This window comes from Veillonella parvula (assembly GCF_032575955.1).
Classification (GTDB): Bacteria; Bacillota; Negativicutes; order Veillonellales; family Veillonellaceae; genus Veillonella; species Veillonella parvula_J.
Genome location: NZ_JAWFXN010000001.1, coordinates 253,332 through 271,548 on the forward strand (window position 1 = coordinate 253,332; position 18,217 = coordinate 271,548).

Annotated in this window: 15 protein-coding genes and 1 riboswitch; of the genes, 7 read left to right on the forward strand and 8 right to left on the reverse strand. The window is 36.5% G+C overall.

The annotated features are described in order from the left end of the window. Nucleotides 1–115 precede the first annotated feature (115 nt). Nucleotides 116–1,930 (forward strand): AAA family ATPase, encoded by a 1,815-nt coding sequence (locus E7L28_RS01155; protein WP_077708537.1) that lies wholly within the window; start codon nucleotides 116–118, stop codon nucleotides 1,928–1,930. A 1-nt stretch (nucleotide 1,931) separates the two neighbouring features. Then, on the forward strand, nucleotides 1,932–3,173 hold the full coding sequence (locus tag E7L28_RS01160; protein ID WP_187658821.1) for an LlaJI family restriction endonuclease: 1,242 nt from the start codon (nucleotides 1,932–1,934) through the stop codon (nucleotides 3,171–3,173). A gap of 92 nt (nucleotides 3,174–3,265) precedes the next feature. On the opposite strand, the gene E7L28_RS01165 is transcribed toward E7L28_RS01160, so the two are convergent. Next, nucleotides 3,266–4,477, reverse strand: a complete 1,212-nt coding sequence (locus E7L28_RS01165) for an L-lactate MFS transporter (RefSeq protein ID WP_077708535.1) — start codon at nucleotides 4,475–4,477, stop codon at nucleotides 3,266–3,268. 88 nt (nucleotides 4,478–4,565) lie between these two features. Continuing rightward, nucleotides 4,566–4,653, reverse strand: a riboswitch (ZMP/ZTP riboswitch). Nucleotides 4,654–4,926: 273 nt separating this feature from the next. Further along, complete coding sequence (locus tag E7L28_RS09805; RefSeq protein WP_223209338.1) at nucleotides 4,927–5,004, reverse strand: putative holin-like toxin; 78 nt, start codon at nucleotides 5,002–5,004, stop codon at nucleotides 4,927–4,929. A 225-nt stretch (nucleotides 5,005–5,229) separates the two neighbouring features. On the opposite strand from E7L28_RS09805, the gene E7L28_RS01170 reads away from it, so the two are divergent. Next, complete coding sequence (locus E7L28_RS01170; protein WP_227065242.1) at nucleotides 5,230–5,826, forward strand: hypothetical protein; 597 nt, start codon at nucleotides 5,230–5,232, stop codon at nucleotides 5,824–5,826. 201 nt (nucleotides 5,827–6,027) lie between these two features. Here the strand turns inward: E7L28_RS01170 and E7L28_RS01175 are convergent, their stop codons facing one another. Further along, nucleotides 6,028–6,687: an HAD family hydrolase gene (locus tag E7L28_RS01175; protein WP_205112480.1), complete on the reverse strand. Its 660-nt coding sequence runs from the start codon at nucleotides 6,685–6,687 to the stop codon at nucleotides 6,028–6,030. 124 nt (nucleotides 6,688–6,811) lie between these two features. Here E7L28_RS01175 and E7L28_RS01180 point away from each other — a divergent pair, with 124 nt between their 5' ends. Beyond that, complete coding sequence (locus E7L28_RS01180) at nucleotides 6,812–8,155, forward strand: hypothetical protein (RefSeq protein ID WP_316711408.1); 1,344 nt, start codon at nucleotides 6,812–6,814, stop codon at nucleotides 8,153–8,155. A gap of 1 nt (nucleotide 8,156) precedes the next feature. Then, nucleotides 8,157–8,996: a hypothetical protein gene (locus tag E7L28_RS01185; RefSeq protein ID WP_077708530.1), complete on the forward strand. Its 840-nt coding sequence runs from the start codon at nucleotides 8,157–8,159 to the stop codon at nucleotides 8,994–8,996. 150 nt (nucleotides 8,997–9,146) lie between these two features. Here E7L28_RS01185 and E7L28_RS01190 read toward each other — a convergent pair whose 3' ends face one another. Both E7L28_RS01190 and E7L28_RS01195 read right to left on the reverse strand, forming a co-directional pair. Further along, nucleotides 9,147–10,454, reverse strand: coding sequence for an APC family permease (locus E7L28_RS01190; protein ID WP_316073186.1), 1,308 nt, complete (start codon nucleotides 10,452–10,454; stop codon nucleotides 9,147–9,149). A gap of 15 nt (nucleotides 10,455–10,469) precedes the next feature. Further along, on the reverse strand, nucleotides 10,470–11,210 hold the full coding sequence (locus E7L28_RS01195) for a gamma-glutamyl-gamma-aminobutyrate hydrolase family protein (RefSeq protein WP_316062313.1): 741 nt from the start codon (nucleotides 11,208–11,210) through the stop codon (nucleotides 10,470–10,472). Nucleotides 11,211–11,431: 221 nt separating this feature from the next. Here E7L28_RS01195 and E7L28_RS01200 point away from each other — a divergent pair, with 221 nt between their 5' ends. Beyond that, the gene (locus E7L28_RS01200; protein WP_060918796.1) at nucleotides 11,432–12,475 is read left to right on the forward strand and encodes an AEC family transporter; all 1,044 of its coding nucleotides are present in this window, start codon (nucleotides 11,432–11,434) and stop codon (nucleotides 12,473–12,475) included. Nucleotides 12,476–12,570: 95 nt separating this feature from the next. Here E7L28_RS01200 and E7L28_RS01205 read toward each other — a convergent pair whose 3' ends face one another. The 3 genes from E7L28_RS01205 to E7L28_RS01215 all read right to left on the reverse strand — a co-directional run bounded on the left by E7L28_RS01205 (nucleotide 12,571) and on the right by E7L28_RS01215 (nucleotide 16,274). Next, nucleotides 12,571–14,127 carry a putative polysaccharide biosynthesis protein gene (locus E7L28_RS01205; protein WP_278451686.1) on the reverse strand — a complete coding sequence of 519 codons (1,557 nt, stop codon included), beginning with the start codon at nucleotides 14,125–14,127 and terminating at the stop codon, nucleotides 12,571–12,573. 3 nt (nucleotides 14,128–14,130) lie between these two features. Then, entirely contained in the window at nucleotides 14,131–15,060 is a 930-nt protein-coding gene (gene fba / locus E7L28_RS01210) for a class II fructose-1,6-bisphosphate aldolase (RefSeq protein WP_278451685.1), read from the reverse strand. A gap of 248 nt (nucleotides 15,061–15,308) precedes the next feature. Further along, the gene (locus tag E7L28_RS01215) at nucleotides 15,309–16,274 is read right to left on the reverse strand and encodes an RluA family pseudouridine synthase (protein ID WP_278451684.1); all 966 of its coding nucleotides are present in this window, start codon (nucleotides 16,272–16,274) and stop codon (nucleotides 15,309–15,311) included. A 225-nt stretch (nucleotides 16,275–16,499) separates the two neighbouring features. On the opposite strand from E7L28_RS01215, the gene E7L28_RS01220 reads away from it, so the two are divergent. Beyond that, nucleotides 16,500–18,095, forward strand: a complete 1,596-nt coding sequence (locus tag E7L28_RS01220; protein ID WP_278451683.1) for a WG repeat-containing protein — start codon at nucleotides 16,500–16,502, stop codon at nucleotides 18,093–18,095. Nucleotides 18,096–18,217: the final 122 nt, after the last annotated feature.

Sequence of the window (18,217 nt, forward strand, 5' to 3'; positions counted from 1 at the left end):
ATTTTTGTGGTTCATGAAATATTCATAATTTGATTTATCTATGATAAAATATAAGTAATATAGCTAGATTAAAAGATTTGGTATACTTTTTTATTGGAAAAATGTAGGGGAAAATATGGGGTATATTGATAATTTAACAACAGAGGAAAGAGTTTCTTATTTAATAAAACCTATTTTAACGATACTTAGTCAATCGAGTAGTCCATTAACGGCAGCAGAATTACGCTCTCAAATAATTAAGATGGATCCATATATTGCTGAATATGCTGAAGCTGTATATACTTCAGAGAAAACAGGAATCCCTTATAAGGATTTTACTAAAAGATTTAGTCTTGCAATTAAAGAGCTAGAAGTTTTAGGTATTTTAAGTCGTGAGGGTAAAGGTCAAAATAGTAGTATTTTATTAACACCAAAAGGTCAAGAACTAGATATATCAACATTAAATGTGGAAAAAGAAATTAGGGCTAAAGCGCAAGTTTATTGGAAAGCGAGACGAAAAAAGATAACTAAGAAAAAAACAAAGGCAGCTAATGTAGCAAAAAATGAAAAGAGATTGTTATGGAGAGCAACTGCAAACTTTAAAGAATCTGGTTTCTCTTGGTATCAACTTGAAGTTGGTGATGTTGTTACGTACAACTATGCAACTGAAAAGAACATAGAAATCGGAAGATTTGGCTTAGGGTATAATAAAGATTCTGGAGCGGGCTCTAATCAACCTGCGGGTTCCATAGTTTGTGTTTTTCAAATTGTTGATTATTTAATTTTACCTGATTTACAAACTAACAAAGCCGTATTACGTTGTGTACATAAATTTGATAACCCAATAAGTCTTTATGAGATTAATAGTTGGTTTAATGATGGAAGTTCATTAAATCTTCAAGGTGGGCTTGCCTCAATTTCAGATACTCAAGCAGATATTATTATTAATAAATTTGAAAGTATTATACCTAAATTATCACCCTTTATAAAAAGTAGTAAAATATTTTTACCAATAGATCAAAGAGAACATCCACTACAGATAATGTTGTATGGTGCACCTGGTACTGGCAAAAGTTATAGTATAAGCTTTTTAATAAGACAAAGTTATCCAAGCTTCAATGAATGTGATGATAACCCTTATGTTTTCCGTACCACTATTTATCGTGATTACTCTTACTTTGATTTTGTAGGTAATATTATGCCTGTAACAAAAGATGGGAAAATTTCTTATGAATTTGTACCAGGAATTTTTACAACTGCTCTATTTGCTGCGTTAAGAAATCAAGATAGTGGTATAGATGTATATCTTATTTTAGAGGAAATGTCTCGTGGTGATATTGCTAGTATTTTTGGTGACATATTCCAGCTATTGGATAGAGATGATACAGGTAAAAGCATGTATGGTATTAACAATAAATCCATTTATGAATACCTTATTTTAAATGGAGCTATAAAGCCAGGATATAAGATTGTTATTCCAAAGAATTTACATATCATAGGTACCGTTAATACAAGTGATCAAAATGTTAATGTTATTGATACTGCGTTTAAACGAAGATTCGATTTTAAATATGTCGGAGTTGAACCTGTTAAGTCAAATAATAATGGCTACGTCAATAATTTTAGTATTAATTTTACAAGTGACAATCAGTATGAGTGGGTAAAACTATATCAAGCAATCAATCATGTTATAATAAATGATTTAGGATTAGCAGAAGACAAACAGCTAGGGCCTTTCTTCTTAAAGGATAAAGGTAATGATGACTTAAATAGAGATCAAGTTGCTAATAAATTATTACATTACTTATGGCAGGATGTAGAGCGTGTTTCGTATACTAGTGGAAGCCTTTTTGCTGACGGTATAACATCTTTTAGTCAATTATATTATGCATTTGAGAAGCGAGAAAATATTTTAAGTAAATCTGTAATCGAGCAATATGGGAAGTTATGATATGGAAAAGGATGTATTGGACTATCACTTTGAAATTATTAATGATGGTGATAATTTGACAGAGTCTTTTTGCGACGATTGGGATATTTATCCATATTGTGATCGATATAATGAGAGGTTGAGCTGCTCGTTTGTAGGGATGGTAGTGAAAGAAGGTAATATTCTACTATCCTTTCCTAAGCACTATAATGTTGGTAAAGTCACTTCACGAGATGAGAAGTTATGGATATTACAATCGATGAAAGATATATTACATATTATAGAGCAAGATAGACAATTGTATGGGGTTGAGCCTGGACAATTAACTGACACGATTCCTGTAGATGCATATCATTATATTCTTAGATATTATTTAGAGCTTGGATTATATCATCGTCAAATAAGGGATACCTCTAAAGGTTATAAAGGGCACATCAATTGGCATCAAACAATAAATTCAATTCGTCCTTTATTAAGTGATGGAAATTTTATATATTCTCCATTTATAGTTAACTGTGAATATGATGAGTCAATTTTTATAACTGAGTGTATGGATTATGTCTTATATGATTTTTATAAATCATTTCAATCTTTATTAGATGATATCCATCCTTATAAACGTAAATTTTATAATCCTATTTTTGACGAGTACAATTTTTGCATCTCTAAATTACAAACATTAATTGGTCGTCTTTTCAAGGATCATGAACGGTTGTTGTTGAACTCTTTGATAAGATACTTTCAATGGAAAAGTAATCATAGTAAGTCCTCTAAGTTTCTAACTCTGTATTTTGAATGGTTTTGGGAACGTATGGTACATTCGTATTTGTCTAATCATGTACTAATCTCGGGTGATGATTATGAAATTACAACGGAGCTACAACCTACCAAGCTAAATATAATAAAACCAGATAACATGGATATCGAGCAACGTAAAAATGGTGAACGTAGTCGATTTTCAATACAGTTTGATCATTACCTAAAAATTGTAACTAGTAGAACTCAACCATTAATCTTATTGTTTGATTCCAAGTATTTTTCTAATGATGTGAATGCATTTAATTATAAGCAAGCATTTTATTACTATTATTTGCGTGGTAAATATAAAGATGCCATTATTAGAAATGCTTTAATCATACCTACATCAGGTGAAAGGAGAACTGTAGTACACGTTGATAGACAACACATTGATGGTCTATATATTCGTGAGGAATATATAAACCTTAAGGATGTAATCGACTATTATAATTCGATCATATCTTAATAGTAATTGTAAAAGATATATACATAAGTAAAAAATCTCCCTAGTTGTAATATGATAGCAACTAGGGAGATTTCCTTATTTGGCAGTACGTATTAGTTATGCAGTCTTCGTTTACTGTATATTTTTAAGATTATAGCAATAATTGTATTTAACACAAATAGAGCGGCAAAACATTCTAAAGCAGTAGTATAGCCATATCCTGCTTCGTGAAAGTATGATACGAGCATAGGGCCTGCGATGCCCGCTAATCCCCAAGCAGTTAGAATACGGCCATGAATAGTCGATAGTTGACGTATACCATAGAGGTCAGCTAGATATGCTGGCATACAGGAGAATCCGCCGCCATAGCATGTGATAATGAGAAGAATTAAAATTTGGAATGTTAGCGCACTATTGGTTTGGGCGAGTAGATAGAATGCGACGATTTCTATAATAAAGAATAGTATGTAAGTTTGTGCTCGTCCAAGGTAATCGGAGATAGTAGACCATGCAATGCGCCCTCCGCCATTGAAGATACCGATGATACCAACCAGTGATGCAGCTGCTGTAGGTGTCATACCAATGGCTTCTTGCGCCATAGGGGACGCTAAGGATAGTAGGCCTATACCACAGGTAATATTAATAAAGAACACCCACCAAAGGGCCCCGAATTGCCAAGTTTTCATGGCATCATTGGCTAGCATGCCATGGGTATGAACGTACATGGCGGATTTATCTTTCGTAGTTCGAGTTGGGTGTTTTGGTTGAGGTGCTTTCAAATAGAGCGAAGAGGCGCCCATAATTACGAGATAGATTACACCGAGGATAATGAAAGTATCTACCAATCCAACCTGAGCTACAAGGTATTGCATAAGAGGCCCTGCAATGAGAGAAGCAAACCCAAAACCCATAATAGCTAAACCAGTAGCAAATCCTGGGCGATTTGGAAAGTATTTCACGAGTGTAGAAACTGGTGTTATATAACCAATGCCTAGTCCAATGCCACCGATGATGCCGTAGAAGAGATAGAGTAAGGTAAGATTGTGTATGCTAAGTGCATAGGCCGTACCCAATAATCCCGTTACCCAGAATAACATAGCGAGAAGTCCACTTTTCTTAGGGCCAATTTTTTCTGCAAAGGATCCAAGAAAGCCCGCAGATAGTCCGAGCATTAAAATGGCTAATGAGAATGTCCATGTTGTTTGCGATAAAGTAAAACCCATATCTGCCATAATAGGACGTGTGAGTACACTCCACGCATATACACTACCAATGGATATGTGCAAACCAATGGCTGCCAATGCAATAAACCAACGATTTCTCATAAGAAAACTCCTTTCATATAGGTGAATATTCAGATATAGATAAAGAAGCATTTGTTACGGGAAGGCAATAAAAAAGACCATCTGAACAAAAGCTTGCCCAGACGGTCGGCTATCACACGATGTGTGCTACTGTGCATGTAGTCAATTCTACGTATCCGTCAGCCCAGTAGGAATATATTACAAATATAGCAATTGAAAGGACATCTTGTCGGTGATCTAAGTCACTATCGTATGCATTATGATGATTTATAATTGAAAACAAGGAAAGAAATCTTTGGATTTCTTTCCTTGTTTAGATATGATATAATTTAAATCAAAGTGAGGCATAAATGGTTTGGTCGCCAGACTTCGCTTCTAGAATTTAATGTTGAAGAAACGGTCTGACTTCACAGTCGGGCCTTTTTTCATAGCCTAATTCTGTGAAAAGCTAACTTTTGCTAGATGTCAATTCATTTAGCTGCCATGATAATGGTCGCCACAAGTATGCCAAAGGAAATCATTAATGATAACACTTTGAATGTACTCATATTGATCACCGCCAATCTCTAGAAGATTAGCAAAGGCTGGACCCATTTAGAGGCCTCAAGTTCAATATAGTGTTGTGGATAATAAAAGTAAATAGATTAGAGGTTCCTAATAGTCACCTAGGTGACCAATAGGAACCTTTTTCGCTTTGTAATTATTATTATAGGATAGATAAATTATGTTACAATACAAATAAGATAATAGTTTTTAGGGAGAGGGAAACTCATATGAAACGTTATATTATGCTATTGACTTTAGGTTTATGTTTTGTAGCACCAATGCTTTCACAAGCAGTGGATATAAGACCTATCATACATGTTACGAATGTACATAATGGCCAATATGATGAAGAATTAGATGCTATTACAGCAACCAAGTTTTATGGACCGTATCAGTTCCGTGTATTGAAGGATGCTGTAGAGACTAAAGGGGAAACTAAAGATATAGATGGCAGAGCCTTTAGAACCTCTGATGGTGTCTTCATGCATGTGAAGGCTAGAACTATTGATAATACAAGTGCGACCTTAGATAATGAGATTGAAAAAATTGTTAAAGATAGAACGGTTCCTGAACCTACTGCAAAGATGGTATTGCCTATTAAGTATGATGTAACAGAGGTCGATAATGATGGTGTGCGTAGTTTACTAGCCGAATTTATGTATGGCTGGCCATTACATAATAGGACGGATATGGTATTAGTTACTGATTATGAAGATACTCGTTACTATTATAAGTTGCAGTTTTATAGAGACAAGCTACCAAATGGTGTTCGCATTGAGCAGTTGCGCCAGATGATTATGGATGCGCGGTTTAGTTATAAATAAGGTGTATTTGATCAGACGCCCATATTTGTTTATCCTAATGTATTTAGTCAGTCTGTAATATTTAGCTGAACGGGTATAGTAAAAGTAAATTAAAAAGAGGTTCCTATGAGTCAACTTGTGACCATTAGGAACCTCTTTTATTGTGCAAGAGTTTATATAGTTTTCAAACTATTATAATATGCTTTTACCTAAAGGAAATTATTATTTATTTAAGTTTCCAACAATGCTTACAATATCTTCTGCTTTGCGTGCAATATGTGTTACGCCTAGTTCTTGATGGAGAGATTCTTCTCTAAAGCCCCATGTAACACCAATGCAAAGTAGACCGGAGTTTTCTGCAGTAGCTACGTCAACTTCAGAGTCACCTACATAGATAGACTCTTCTGGGGGAGAGTTTAATTCCTTCAAGGCTTGTAACACCATGTCTGGAGCAGGTTTACGTTGTAATCCTGGTCTTTCACCGATGGCAACAGGTAAACGATCGCCAAAGTACTCTTTATTGAGCGGTGTTACACCTTCTTGGATTTTGTTGGATACGATGGCTAATTTATAACCTTGCTCACGCAATTCATCAAGCATATCTAGGATGCCTGGGTAGGGAGCTGTTGTGTCTTTTAAATGCTCACCATAGTAAGCTTTGAACTCCTCAATGTATGGCTCTAATTCATGATCAGCTACTGTACTTGGTAAACATTGACGCATCAAATAGGTTACTGCATTACCGAGTGCTGCTTTTACCTCTGCTAGCGATTTTTCAGGGAAGTTATGTGTACGTAGTACATGATTTACGGCGTTGGCTAAATCTGTAGCTGTATTGAGCAATGTGCCGTCGCAATCAAAAACGATGGTTGTATATTTCATAGGAGCCTCCAAATGTAATTATTAACTATTCTATTATATGACAGACGAAGAAAATTTTCATAAAAAATTGGACTATGTTACAATTAACGTACTATAGTTGGGAATTTTAAAATTGGAGAGATAAATGATTCGTAAAACAATAGTACTTTCAGTATATATCAGCTTAATTACTGGTTTAGTAGGGGCTGTTGATGTTAATATTCCCGGTGCTGATCATAGAATTCCTGTAAATGCTTATGAAAGTTATATACATAGTGATTCTTCAATTAAAAGCATACAAGAGGGAGCCTTGAGAGACTTTCAAAAGAATAAGCTGTATGATGAAACTAAGCAGCTATATATAGATAATGGTCTATCTGAAAAAGAGGCTGAAACAGTTATCCGAGAAAGCTATGTAGGACCTCTTAATATATATGAGGGACAAACAGAGATTATTGATCATAGTGGAAAAGGAATTCGTTTTCTTGTACCCTATATAAGTTATTATAAAGTGCAGAAAAATAATATAACTGATAAATATACAGCGTATGAACTTTTCTCACATGATATGACGATAGGCTTAATTGTTGAAAATAAACAGAATTGGCAAAGCTCTGACTACATGGGAAAGCCATTTGATTCGATTACGGAAGAAGATTTACGTAAAGATTATGAACGACCAACAAACATAAAAGAGTTTGGATCACTTTCTTATAAACCTGAAGATATTCATGGTGCAAGTTTTTCGTATGCAGGATTAATGGATAGTTACTGGGATTCTTTATATGGTAAAATTAAGAAAAATAATAAAGCTCAGTTTTATTCTAATTTGAACTTTGCTTTAGCTAATGATTCAACTATTCGATATCATGTAGGTTTGACTGAGGCCAAACAGAATATGGGACAGGTAATCAGTCCCTTACTTGTTAATTACGTGCTACCATCTATAAAACCACTAACAGATAGTGATGCATATTCTCATACAACGAAAAAAGAGGGTGAAAATTTTATCTACCGTATTCTTAATGATGCAAAAGTTATAGGTTCTGTAAGAGATGTTCAAAATGGTTTGTCTTATAAAAGCCCTTCTGGTATAACTCACACTGTTTATGTAGAAACGGTAGAGAAGGCAAGCAGTGCAGATTCGATTGAGCTTAGTAGCTTTTTGGATGAGGTGATTATTAATTCGGTTAAATCGCCTGAGGGTTATGTTTACTTTGCTAAACGCATTGTATGGAATGATGGTGTGCCAGGCATTTTAGTGGAACAAGAAAAGGCTAATAAAGAGGGGATGATGTTATTCTATACACAAGATGGAAAAACGAATTTCACTAGTGTATTAAATTATGATACGAATATGCCCTATACTAAAGAGCAACTTCGTAATATGTTAACTGATATTAAGTTAGTTACTATTCCTGAGAAGTTCAAGGGTAATATTGATATTGCTAATATTGAAGATATAGTTAAAAAACATTTGGAGAAGTAGAATGACTGAAATACAAGCTCTTTTATTGATAAAATCTATTCTTGAATCCGCAGATATTCACGGTATTGAACATATGTTAAGTGAAGATTGTGAGTATCTGTCTACAGGCCGTGGCATCATTGGACGAAACCGCAATGAAACTGTTGAGTTTTTGTCCTCTATGACTGAGTCCATCAAGGCTGATAATGTACCTGTTACTTGCAAGGTCATGCATATTACTGATGTGTATGAGGAGGATGCGTTATTTCACGAGGGGCGTCATGGTTTAACCGTTTCCTATGAAAGTAACGATAATTACGTGTACATGATTTTTGTAGACGTAAATGATGAAGGACTTGTAGATCGTATCGTTTCAAGCCAAGAAAATTATAGTATCGAGTATGATGATCTTCGTTTTGGCACTGATGAAAGCGAATATGCCTTTATTTCTGCGCCTACTACTGTGAAAGACTGGACTACAGCCCTTAGTATATGGCTTGAAACCGCGAATGTTGATGTAGACGATTTCTATCAATATATCGATGAAGACACACGCGTTGTATTCCAAAAAGGCGATGCTGAATCTATAACCCTTGAAAGCGGCCTAGATGTAGAGGATTACTTTGATCAATTAATGAACCAACACTTTGATGCGGTGCCTCATATCATTCGCGATGAAGAAGATGGTCTTATTTTAACCTATGGGCCTATGAGTACCATTGCAACCCTCAATGAAGAAGGCGCATTAGCCCTTATTAGTATCTATATCGATACACGTGACGAAGACGAAGCTACCGATGAAGTTGGTTATATCGAAGAGGACTTAACGAAGGACACTATTATAGAAGAGGATCTATATTAGTCGATACGACTCTTTTGATAGAGCTAATTTAATTACGATTAATAGATAAAATAAAAACTACCAGTTAAACATATATCTTTTAAACAGACCTTCTACTATGAAAGGATAAGTCACTAGATATTGTGAATAACTGGTAGTTTTTTGTATTATTTACATTTCGTCATGGTCTTTAATGAGACCAGCTTTTTTCTTTTTCCAGTAGGAGTAGTAGAATGGCAAGATTACGATACAGCCGCCTAGACCCCATAATAATTGGTTAGTTTGAGCCTGGGCAAGCATCCATAGGGATGTGCCGATAGCGATGACTGGGATTAAGTAGCCACCAGGGATTGTGTAGGAACGTGCTTTGTCTGCCCATTTACGACGGAAGATAATAACAGCCAAACAAGTTGGTAGGTATTGTGTAAAACGAGATACCGCACTGATGGCTGCTAGTGTTGTAAAGGAACCAGACCAGGCAAGTAATACACTGGCAATGGCAGTAACGATGGCTGCTACATATGGTGCATTGTAACGATTGCGTTTTGCTAAAGCACTTGGTAGCATACCATCTTCCGCCATGGATGTTGCCACACGAGGCGCATAGTAAGCTTCAGCAAAGTTGATACCGCCCATAGAGATTAAGGTGCCTATTAATACGATATACATGCCAATAGGACCAACGATCACATTGAATGCATCTTGTACTGGAGCCTTAGTATTTGCTAAATCTGTACCAAGTACACCAATGGATACGGCAAGGATTGCCATATATAGAACCGATACAAGAAGCATACACATGATAATAGCACGTGGTAAATTCTTTTTAGGATTTTTCATATCTTCTGCAGCAATGGCGATAACTTCAAACCCTGTATAGGCAAAGAATAGAAGAACCGCAGCTTGAGCAAATGATCCATCTAGATAGATGTCTTGAGGGAAGACTGGTGTAAAGTTAGCTCCATTTATAAAGAAAATACCAATTGCAATAAATAGGGCAAGAGGGACTAGCTTAGAAATAGTGATTAAGTTGTTAACGAATTTGGATACGTTAACACCAAATATATTTACAATGGTAAGGCCTACAATTAAGATAAATGAAATGACATCCTTTGCAAAATCACCACTTAAAGCTGGTACTGCAGCACCTAATGCTGTAGCAAAGCCAACGGCCATAGCCGCCCAGGCAATAACGGTGACGATCCATTTTAGAACGCCTACTTCAAAGGCCCAGAAATCACCTAATGCATGTTTTGCATATAGATAAGGACCGCCATTACGTGTAAATAGGCTAGCTGCCTCTGCAAAGCAAAGGGCGATACAACCTGCGATAACGGCGTCAAATAACAGGACGCCTAAGCTAGCGGAACCAATTATAGAATATGCTTTGTTTGGTAGTAGGAAAATACCTGTTCCTACAATACCATTGATGCCAAGGAGTACAATACTCCAAAAGCCAAATTTTCCTGTTTCTTTCATGATACAATCTTCCTACTATTTAGTTATATTTTCTTGAGTTGCTTTTACGAATGCAGTAAATAAACGCTTTGCATTTTCATCATTTGTAGACATCATTTCTGGGTGGAACTGACAGGCTACTAACCAAGGATAAGATGGATCCTCTAAACCCTCTACAGTACCATCCTTAGCTCTTGCTACAACTTGTAATCCTTTACCAACATTTTTTACTGTTTGGTGATGATGGGAGTTCGTAATCCAAGTATTGCAACCTATAGCACCAGCTAGTTTTGATTTGGAATCAATTTTTACAGTATGGGTGCCAAGAGAAGGTGTTTGATTCTGAGAGTGTTTTATTGTACAGTTTTGATCATATTTTAAGTCTTGGAATAAAGAACCACCACGATAAACATTTAAGATTTGTAAGCCACGACAGATACAAAAGATAGGAATTTGTTTTTCTTCTGCTGCTTTAATTAAAGCAAAGTCGAATTGATCGCGCTCCGGAAATACATCACCAAGACCTTGCAGAGGTTCTTCTCCATAGTGAAGGGGATATACATCATGACCGCCGGATAATAGTAAGCCGTCAAGCTTTGCTACCGTTTCGCGAGCTACATCAAGATTTTCGGTAAATGGAATTATAACAGGAATGCCACCAGTTTCCTCAATAGAACGAGGATAGTCTTGGTTTACGTAAGAACGCAATAAATCTACGTAAGGACCACCATTATCTCGTAAGATATTGCCAGATATGCCAATAAATGGTTTCGTCATAATATCACCTCATATGTGTAAAAATCTGTACAACCTGATGTTAGTGTATCAGATTTTTATGGATAAAAACACTACTAATAGATATAATTATAAGACTTATAATAGAGAAAATATGTTAAAGTTGATACATTTTACTATATTTTCTTTCAAGATATAGTTGTATAAGTTTATTGCGAAACATGATATGATAAACTACGAATGAACTGTACGGGAGGTTTACTATGGTTTTTCTAACATCTTTGCAAAGTATCATACCTATTGTGCTACTTATTTTGTTAGGATATATATTAAAAGGGAGGGGTATGTTTAATCCCACATTTAGTGGTAATTTATCGCGATTTATCATGTCGGTTGCATTACCAGCGGGAGTATTTGTATCTGTATTACATCACCTACATACTTCAGATATATGGAATTTACGATATGGCATGTTAGTGGTTGTCCTAACATATGTTATTGCATATATCGTAGCGTTCATTATGATGAAAATGCTGAAAGTTCCTAGAGGACGACGTGGTATTTTTATCAATATGGTAGTAAATGATAACTGCTTGTTTATTGGGTTACCAGTGCAAATCGCACTCTTTGGGCAAGATGCGCTGCCGTATTTCCTGTTATATTACATCGGTAACACTATTTCCGTATGGATGGTAGGGGTATTCCTTATAGAACTAGATCCACTGCCAAATTCTGAAGCAGATTTTAATAATGGCCTCCATAAGATTGATAGTTTAAATAGTAGTTCAGTATCTACTGAAGGCAAAAGCAAGAAGCCTAAATTTAATTGGAAGAAGTTATTACCCCCACCATTGATAGGTTTTTTTGTGGCATTAATTTTCTTGTTCTTTGAAATTCCTTTACTTCCAATTTTGCATACTACCTTGAATTATTTAGGTGATATGGTAACCCCATTATCCTTGATTTATATTGGTATTGTACTTCATGATGCGGGCTTAAAAAGCATGCGTTTAAATAAAGACTCCATTGGTGGGATTATAGGACGATTTGTTATTTCCCCGATTATCATGTTCTGTTTGATTACGGCTTTACAATATGGAGCAGGCATTGTTCTAGAACCAATTGCAATTATTACCTTTGTTGTACAATCAGCAGGACCTGTTATTGCAGTATTGCCAATTGTAGCTAATGAATCAAAAGCTGATTTGCCATTTGCTACAGGTCTAGTCATGATTAGTACCATACTATTTGTTGTAGTAATTCCAATCATTATGGAAATTTTGACAATGATAGGTATACAGGCTTAAAATAAGGAAAAGATTAAAATAAGGAAATAAAAATAGGTTCCTAATGGTCATATAGGTGACTATTAGGAACCTATTTTTATGTAAGTATATAGAGCTTATCTAAAGAATCTACCAACGAGTGGCATGCTAGCACCATCATTTTTATTAAGGCCTTTTAAAAGGACCATGATAATAACGTAGAGCAATAAGCCTTCGATACCAGTGAGTATAAAGTTGGCCCACATTGGTAGGATGTCTATTAAGTAATGGTAACTCATGAAAATAAGTATACCCATAACACCGGCACTGACCACGTTTTTCCAAAGAAGGGAAATATCAAGGAAGTAGCCTGTGTATTTTTTGATATAAATTAAGTTGAGTAATGCGGCAAAGCCTATGTCAGCAACGGTTGCCCAAGCGGCACCACCGATGCCCAGCCAAGGAATAGCAGTCAGTGTCCAGTTAAGGATGACCTTGATTATGAGGGAAATCCCCATATTTATGACTGGAATACGTGGTCTGTTGAGACCTTGTAGGATACCTGTTGTTACTTGATGTACACCTAGGAAGAATATCGAGAACGCCGTGATTTGCGTTGCTAGTTCTGCCTTAGGCGCATTGTAAATCAGTGTAACAGTGGGGGCAGCAAGTACATACAATAGCACTGTAAATGGTACGGTTGCCATAAATGTTAGTCGCATAGAGCCTGCAGTGCGATCATAGATACCTTGATGATCGCGTTTTGCAAAGGCATGAGAGATAGCTGGTACAATGCTTGTTGCAAGGGCTGCGGTAATGATGGTAGCCAAGTTGATGAGTGGCACCGCCATCCCAGTAAGGTAACCGAAGAGCTCTGTTACTTCGTTCATCGGGAACCCAGCATCTAATAAGCGACGTGGTACGATAAGCAAGTCGAGATTCGCCGTCAACGGTAACATGATACTTGCTAAGGAAATTGGTATGGACAATGTTAAGAGTCGTGACAAAATTTCTTTAGCTGATTCACGAGGGCCATCATAGCTTTCACCAGTATTACTAGCCTTAGGTAATTTGTAGTAATAATACAACAGCACCAGGAAGGCTCCAAAAGCACCTACACCTGCACCCAAGCTAGCGCCACCTGCTGCGGCTGGTAAACCGTAAGGTAATAAAATAGCAGCAGCACCGAGCATAACGATAACCCGTAGCAATTGTTCTACAATTTGGCTAATCGCTGTGGGCGTCATCATTTCATAGCCTTGGATATATCCGCGGAAACAGGAAATCCATGTTACAAAGAATACTGCCGGAGCGAGCGCGATGATAGAGTAGTAGGCACGGCTTTCAGCAATGAGACCACTAGAGATTAACCAATCTGCACCAAAGTACATGGCAAGACTGGCGATAAAACCTGTTATAGTCAACATTGTAAAAGAAATATTGAATACTCTCTTAGCGCCACCAAAGTCGTGTAAGGCTAATCGTTCTGCCGTCAAAATAGAGATGGCAATCGGCACACCTGCGCTCGAAATTTGTAATAGTAACAAATAGATAGGAAAGGCCATCTGGTAGATACCGATGCCTTCACCACCCAAGATGCGAGATAGAAGAATCCAGTTGATACTACCGATGGCTTTCACTACGAAACCGGCAATTGTTAAAATTAAGGTTCCTTTTAAAAATCCACTAGCCATTGATTATAGTTTGTTAGAGGAACCTAATACATTTTTAATTTTGTGAGCTACCATGCCTTTAATAGCATCACGAGCAGGTCCTAAATATTTGCGTGGGTCAAACTCAGATGGGTTTTGAGCCAAGTATTCGCGTACAGATGCAGTCATAGCGAGGCGAAGGTCTGTATCAATATTGATTTTGCAAACCGCCATTTGAGCTGCTTTGCGAAGCATTTCTTCAGGTACGCCTTGTGCACCAGGGATGTTGCCACCAAATTCATTACATTTTGCTACGAATTCAGGCAATACGGAGGATGCCCCATGCAATACGATTGGGAAGTTAGACAATAATTCGCCAACTTTTTTCAAACGATCAAAATCGAGGTAAGGGTTGCCTTTGAATTTGTATGCACCGTGGCTAGTACCAATAGCGATTGCTAAGGAGTCTACACCTGTGAGATGGACAAACTCAGCAGCTTGTTCAGGATCAGTGAAGCGAGCATCTGCATCAGATACGTTTACATCATCTTCAACGCCTGCTAAACGGCCCAATTCTGCTTCTACTACAACGCCGTGAGCGTGAGCATATTCAACAACTTGTTTTGTGATTTTTACATTTTCATCGAAATCATGATGAGATGCATCAATCATAACAGATGTAAAACCACCATCTACACAGTCTTTACAAATTTCGAAGGAATCGCCGTGGTCAAGGTGAAGAGCGATTGGTAGATTGCTGTCTTCAAGAGCGGCTTCCACAAGTTTTACAAGGTAAATATGTTTAGCATATTTACGTGCGCCTGCAGATACTTGCAAGATAAGAGGAGATTGTTCCTCTTTTGCTGCATCTACAATACCTTGTACGATTTCCATGTTGTTTACATTGAAAGCGCCAACAGCATAGCCGCCTTCATAGGCTTTTTTGAACATTTCTGTAGTAGTAACTAATGGCATGTTGTCCTCCTTGGCCATAGGGCCTGTTATATCATGTTATTAATACCGTGACTGCTAATATTTCTAGCTTGTAAGAACTAGATGAATTTCTGTTATTGCAATCATATATCAATTCAAGTTAAGTATATCAAGAAACACTATAAAGGGCCAATATTTTTTGTATAACTAATGCATAAATTTCGTCTTATTTTGTGACCCATGTGGGTTATTTCTGTGTGTTAGCATTTATTTAGTGGTGTTATATCAGATCAATCATTCAGCAATACATTCATATCCTCTGGCATCTCTGCATGCAGTTCGAGCCATTCATTTGTTATGGGATGGTAAAAGCTTATGCGCGATGCATGCAGTGCTTGGCGTTGAATAGATTCTAGATGACCACCGTATAAGTCATCACCAGCTAGTGGATACCCTAGTTGAGATAAATGAACTCGAATCTGATGAGTGCGCCCTGTGTGTAATAAGCATTGCACATGAGTAAAGTGATTATAAGCTATTATAGAGTTGTCAGCTGGACATATATTACTATTATTAATCATATCATCAGAGTTGTTTTTACTATAGTTAATTTTGCTTATATTTTTACTAACTACTGTTATATCCGTGCGAGCCGGCTTTCCTTGGTCTGTACAACAACGTTCAATGATACTGCCTGGTTTACGACCTATAGGCCAGTTAATGCTTATAGGCACAGAAGGGAGATGTCCTTCTACAATGGCGTCGTAGCTTTTGTAAAAATGGGTGTGTTTTTTATCAAAAGCATGTTGGACCACTGATGTTTTAGCAATGATAACAATACCTGAGGTATCCTTATCTAATCGGTGTACGGGATGGAAATCATAATGCTGATTTGTTTCTTGGTAGTAATGAAGTACACCATTTGCTAGCGTATAATCTCGTACGGTAGAAGTAGGGTGCATAAGAATACCAGCCGCCTTATTAATGACTAAAATATATTCGTCCTCATATATGATATCTAGTTCCATAGGGCTTAAACTAAACTCTTGCTCTGGTGTTAACTTCATAATGAGATGATCACCACCATGAATAAGCGTATTCCAGGTAGCAGGTTTACCATTAACTGTTATGATGGCATCACTTCGTAAACGTCGTCTCATGCGATGGGAGATATGCTGTTGTTTTATAACATGATTTATAGATTGTGTGTGTACATCAGAATCTACAATTAAGTCGATTATTGTTGCTACTTTCATACGTATTATTATAACAAATAAAATAAAAATGAAGAATTTTTCATGATTCGTTGTTTTTATGGAGGTCCATATAGTATAATTTGAATTATTAAATTTTATACATTATTTATGTGTGAACTTTTTTTACTGTAAAACCGTGTGTTTAGTTATACAGTATATTTTATGAACTATATATGTATGTTAACGACTGTATGGTTATAGCTTATTCTATAAAAGGAGAGGTTTATGAATATTAACAAGAAATCTGTATTAGTCGCATGTGTGTTAGCGGCTATGTCTACAACAACTTTTGCGGCATCTACTACAACATCTACTAGTAGCACAACGGTAACAAACCACGATACACCAACATCTACTAGTACACGTGTAACTCGTGAGGAACATACAACGACTACATCAACTTCTACTGTTCGTACAGAGAGCTCTAGCTCCACTAAAAATACAAAAGCTAGTGTAGGCGTTATGACTCCTCAAAAAATTGAAGAGCGTAGTGCACTTTCTGGCTATATCGCAGCTGATGTGGCGAGCGCATTAAATCCTTATCGCAATGCACCTAAATCTTTAAAATCTGGTAAAGGCACTACTTTCAAAAATGACGAAGTCCTTGAACATGGTGTATTGGCAGCTATGAAACAAGGTGGTAAATGGGGTGTTATCCGTCCAGATGGTACCGTTGCCATTGAGCCTAAGTATAAAGAAATTAAAGATGTTGATTATAAAACGGGCAATGTGTTAGCTCAAGTAGATAAGAAAACAGACACTTGGGTTACCCCTAAGGGTATAGAAATCTCTGAAGAGGAAGCTTTAAAAGAACGAGTAAAACAAGAAGCAACTCAAGAGTATGCAAGTGATTCTTATGTAGAGTTTAAAGAAAAAGGTAAATATGGCTTTAAAACTACTGATGATAAAGTAGTGATTGCTCCACAATTCCGTCAAATCGTGACTGGATTTAGCGAAGACCGTGCTTTTGTTAAAAATGCTAAAGGTAAAATCGTAGCGATTGATGGTACTGGTAAAGAATTATTTAATGCTCCATCTAAAGAGGTATATAGATACCGTAATGGTCTAGCTGAATACCGCCGCTCCGTGAGTGGCTTTAATTTAGGTGGCCTTGTAGGTGGCTTCATCGTGGGCGGTATCCTTGGAGGTGCGCTTTTAGGTGGTCAACATTATCACGTAGGTGGTTTTGCCTATGATGGTGCAAAACGTGGCTATATTGATCGTTCTGGTAATATTGTAATTGACAGCAAAAAAGATAAAGTATGGCCTATCACAGCTTATGGTACGGTAATTAAAGATGCTGGTAACTTATACTTTGTGAACCGTAAAGGTGAAGTTGTTATTCAACCAGGCGATTATGATGCAGGTGAAATGGATAAATTAAATGGTCTATTAGCGTTAAGAGACAATAAGACTGAGAAATGGGGCATTTTCGATGTATCAACAGGTAAGCAAGTAGTAACCTTCAAATATGATTCTATTTCCTTTGCAGGGACTGATCGTTTAGTGGTTGTGAAAGATCATGTTAAAAACCTTATCGATATGAATAGTGGTAAATCTTTGTATTCTGCTCAAACAGAAGCAACTATTGAACCGTTCAACAACGATACTGTAACATGGGTTCATACTGGTAAAGAGGGCTATACAATTATAGATAATAATGGTCATATTTTATTTAAAGATACAAACAAAATTATTGAAGACGCTAAGTCCTTTAACCATGGTTTCAGCTCTGTTAAGTCTAAAGGCAAATGGGGAATCATGAACTCCAAAGGCGAATGGCTTGTACAACCTACATATGATGCGGTAAACGTTTTATAATATAATTGGTTGTAGAATTCCTTTGAATTTGTATTGTCTTTAGTTTTGGCTTAATTAGTATTTTTAGTTATAGTTCTTAGCTATAAACTAAATACAACATAATAGCGTTATACAGAAACTAG

Excerpts from the sequence above, each read along its gene's own strand:
- fba (WP_278451685.1), bottom strand. The coding sequence starts at position 15,060 with ATGCCATTAGTTACTACTACAGAAATGTTCAAAAAAGCCTATGAAGGC.
- E7L28_RS01165 (WP_077708535.1), bottom strand. The coding sequence starts at position 4,477 with ATGAGAAATCGTTGGTTTATTGCATTGGCAGCCATTGGTTTGCACATA.
- E7L28_RS01170 (WP_227065242.1), top strand. The coding sequence starts at position 5,230 with ATGAAACGTTATATTATGCTATTGACTTTAGGTTTATGTTTTGTAGCA.
- E7L28_RS01180 (WP_316711408.1), top strand. The coding sequence starts at position 6,812 with ATGATTCGTAAAACAATAGTACTTTCAGTATATATCAGCTTAATTACT.
- E7L28_RS01185 (WP_077708530.1), top strand. The coding sequence starts at position 8,157 with ATGACTGAAATACAAGCTCTTTTATTGATAAAATCTATTCTTGAATCC.
- E7L28_RS01205 (WP_278451686.1), bottom strand. The coding sequence starts at position 14,127 with ATGGCTAGTGGATTTTTAAAAGGAACCTTAATTTTAACAATTGCCGGT.
- E7L28_RS09805 (WP_223209338.1), bottom strand. The coding sequence starts at position 5,004 with ATGAGTACATTCAAAGTGTTATCATTAATGATTTCCTTTGGCATACTT.
- E7L28_RS01155 (WP_077708537.1), top strand. The coding sequence starts at position 116 with ATGGGGTATATTGATAATTTAACAACAGAGGAAAGAGTTTCTTATTTA.
- E7L28_RS01175 (WP_205112480.1), bottom strand. The coding sequence starts at position 6,687 with ATGAAATATACAACCATCGTTTTTGATTGCGACGGCACATTGCTCAAT.
- E7L28_RS01160 (WP_187658821.1), top strand. The coding sequence starts at position 1,932 with ATGGAAAAGGATGTATTGGACTATCACTTTGAAATTATTAATGATGGT.
- E7L28_RS01200 (WP_060918796.1), top strand. The coding sequence starts at position 11,432 with ATGGTTTTTCTAACATCTTTGCAAAGTATCATACCTATTGTGCTACTT.
- E7L28_RS01215 (WP_278451684.1), bottom strand. The coding sequence starts at position 16,274 with ATGAAAGTAGCAACAATAATCGACTTAATTGTAGATTCTGATGTACAC.
- E7L28_RS01195 (WP_316062313.1), bottom strand. The coding sequence starts at position 11,210 with ATGACGAAACCATTTATTGGCATATCTGGCAATATCTTACGAGATAAT.
- E7L28_RS01220 (WP_278451683.1), top strand. The coding sequence starts at position 16,500 with ATGAATATTAACAAGAAATCTGTATTAGTCGCATGTGTGTTAGCGGCT.
- E7L28_RS01190 (WP_316073186.1), bottom strand. The coding sequence starts at position 10,454 with ATGAAAGAAACAGGAAAATTTGGCTTTTGGAGTATTGTACTCCTTGGC.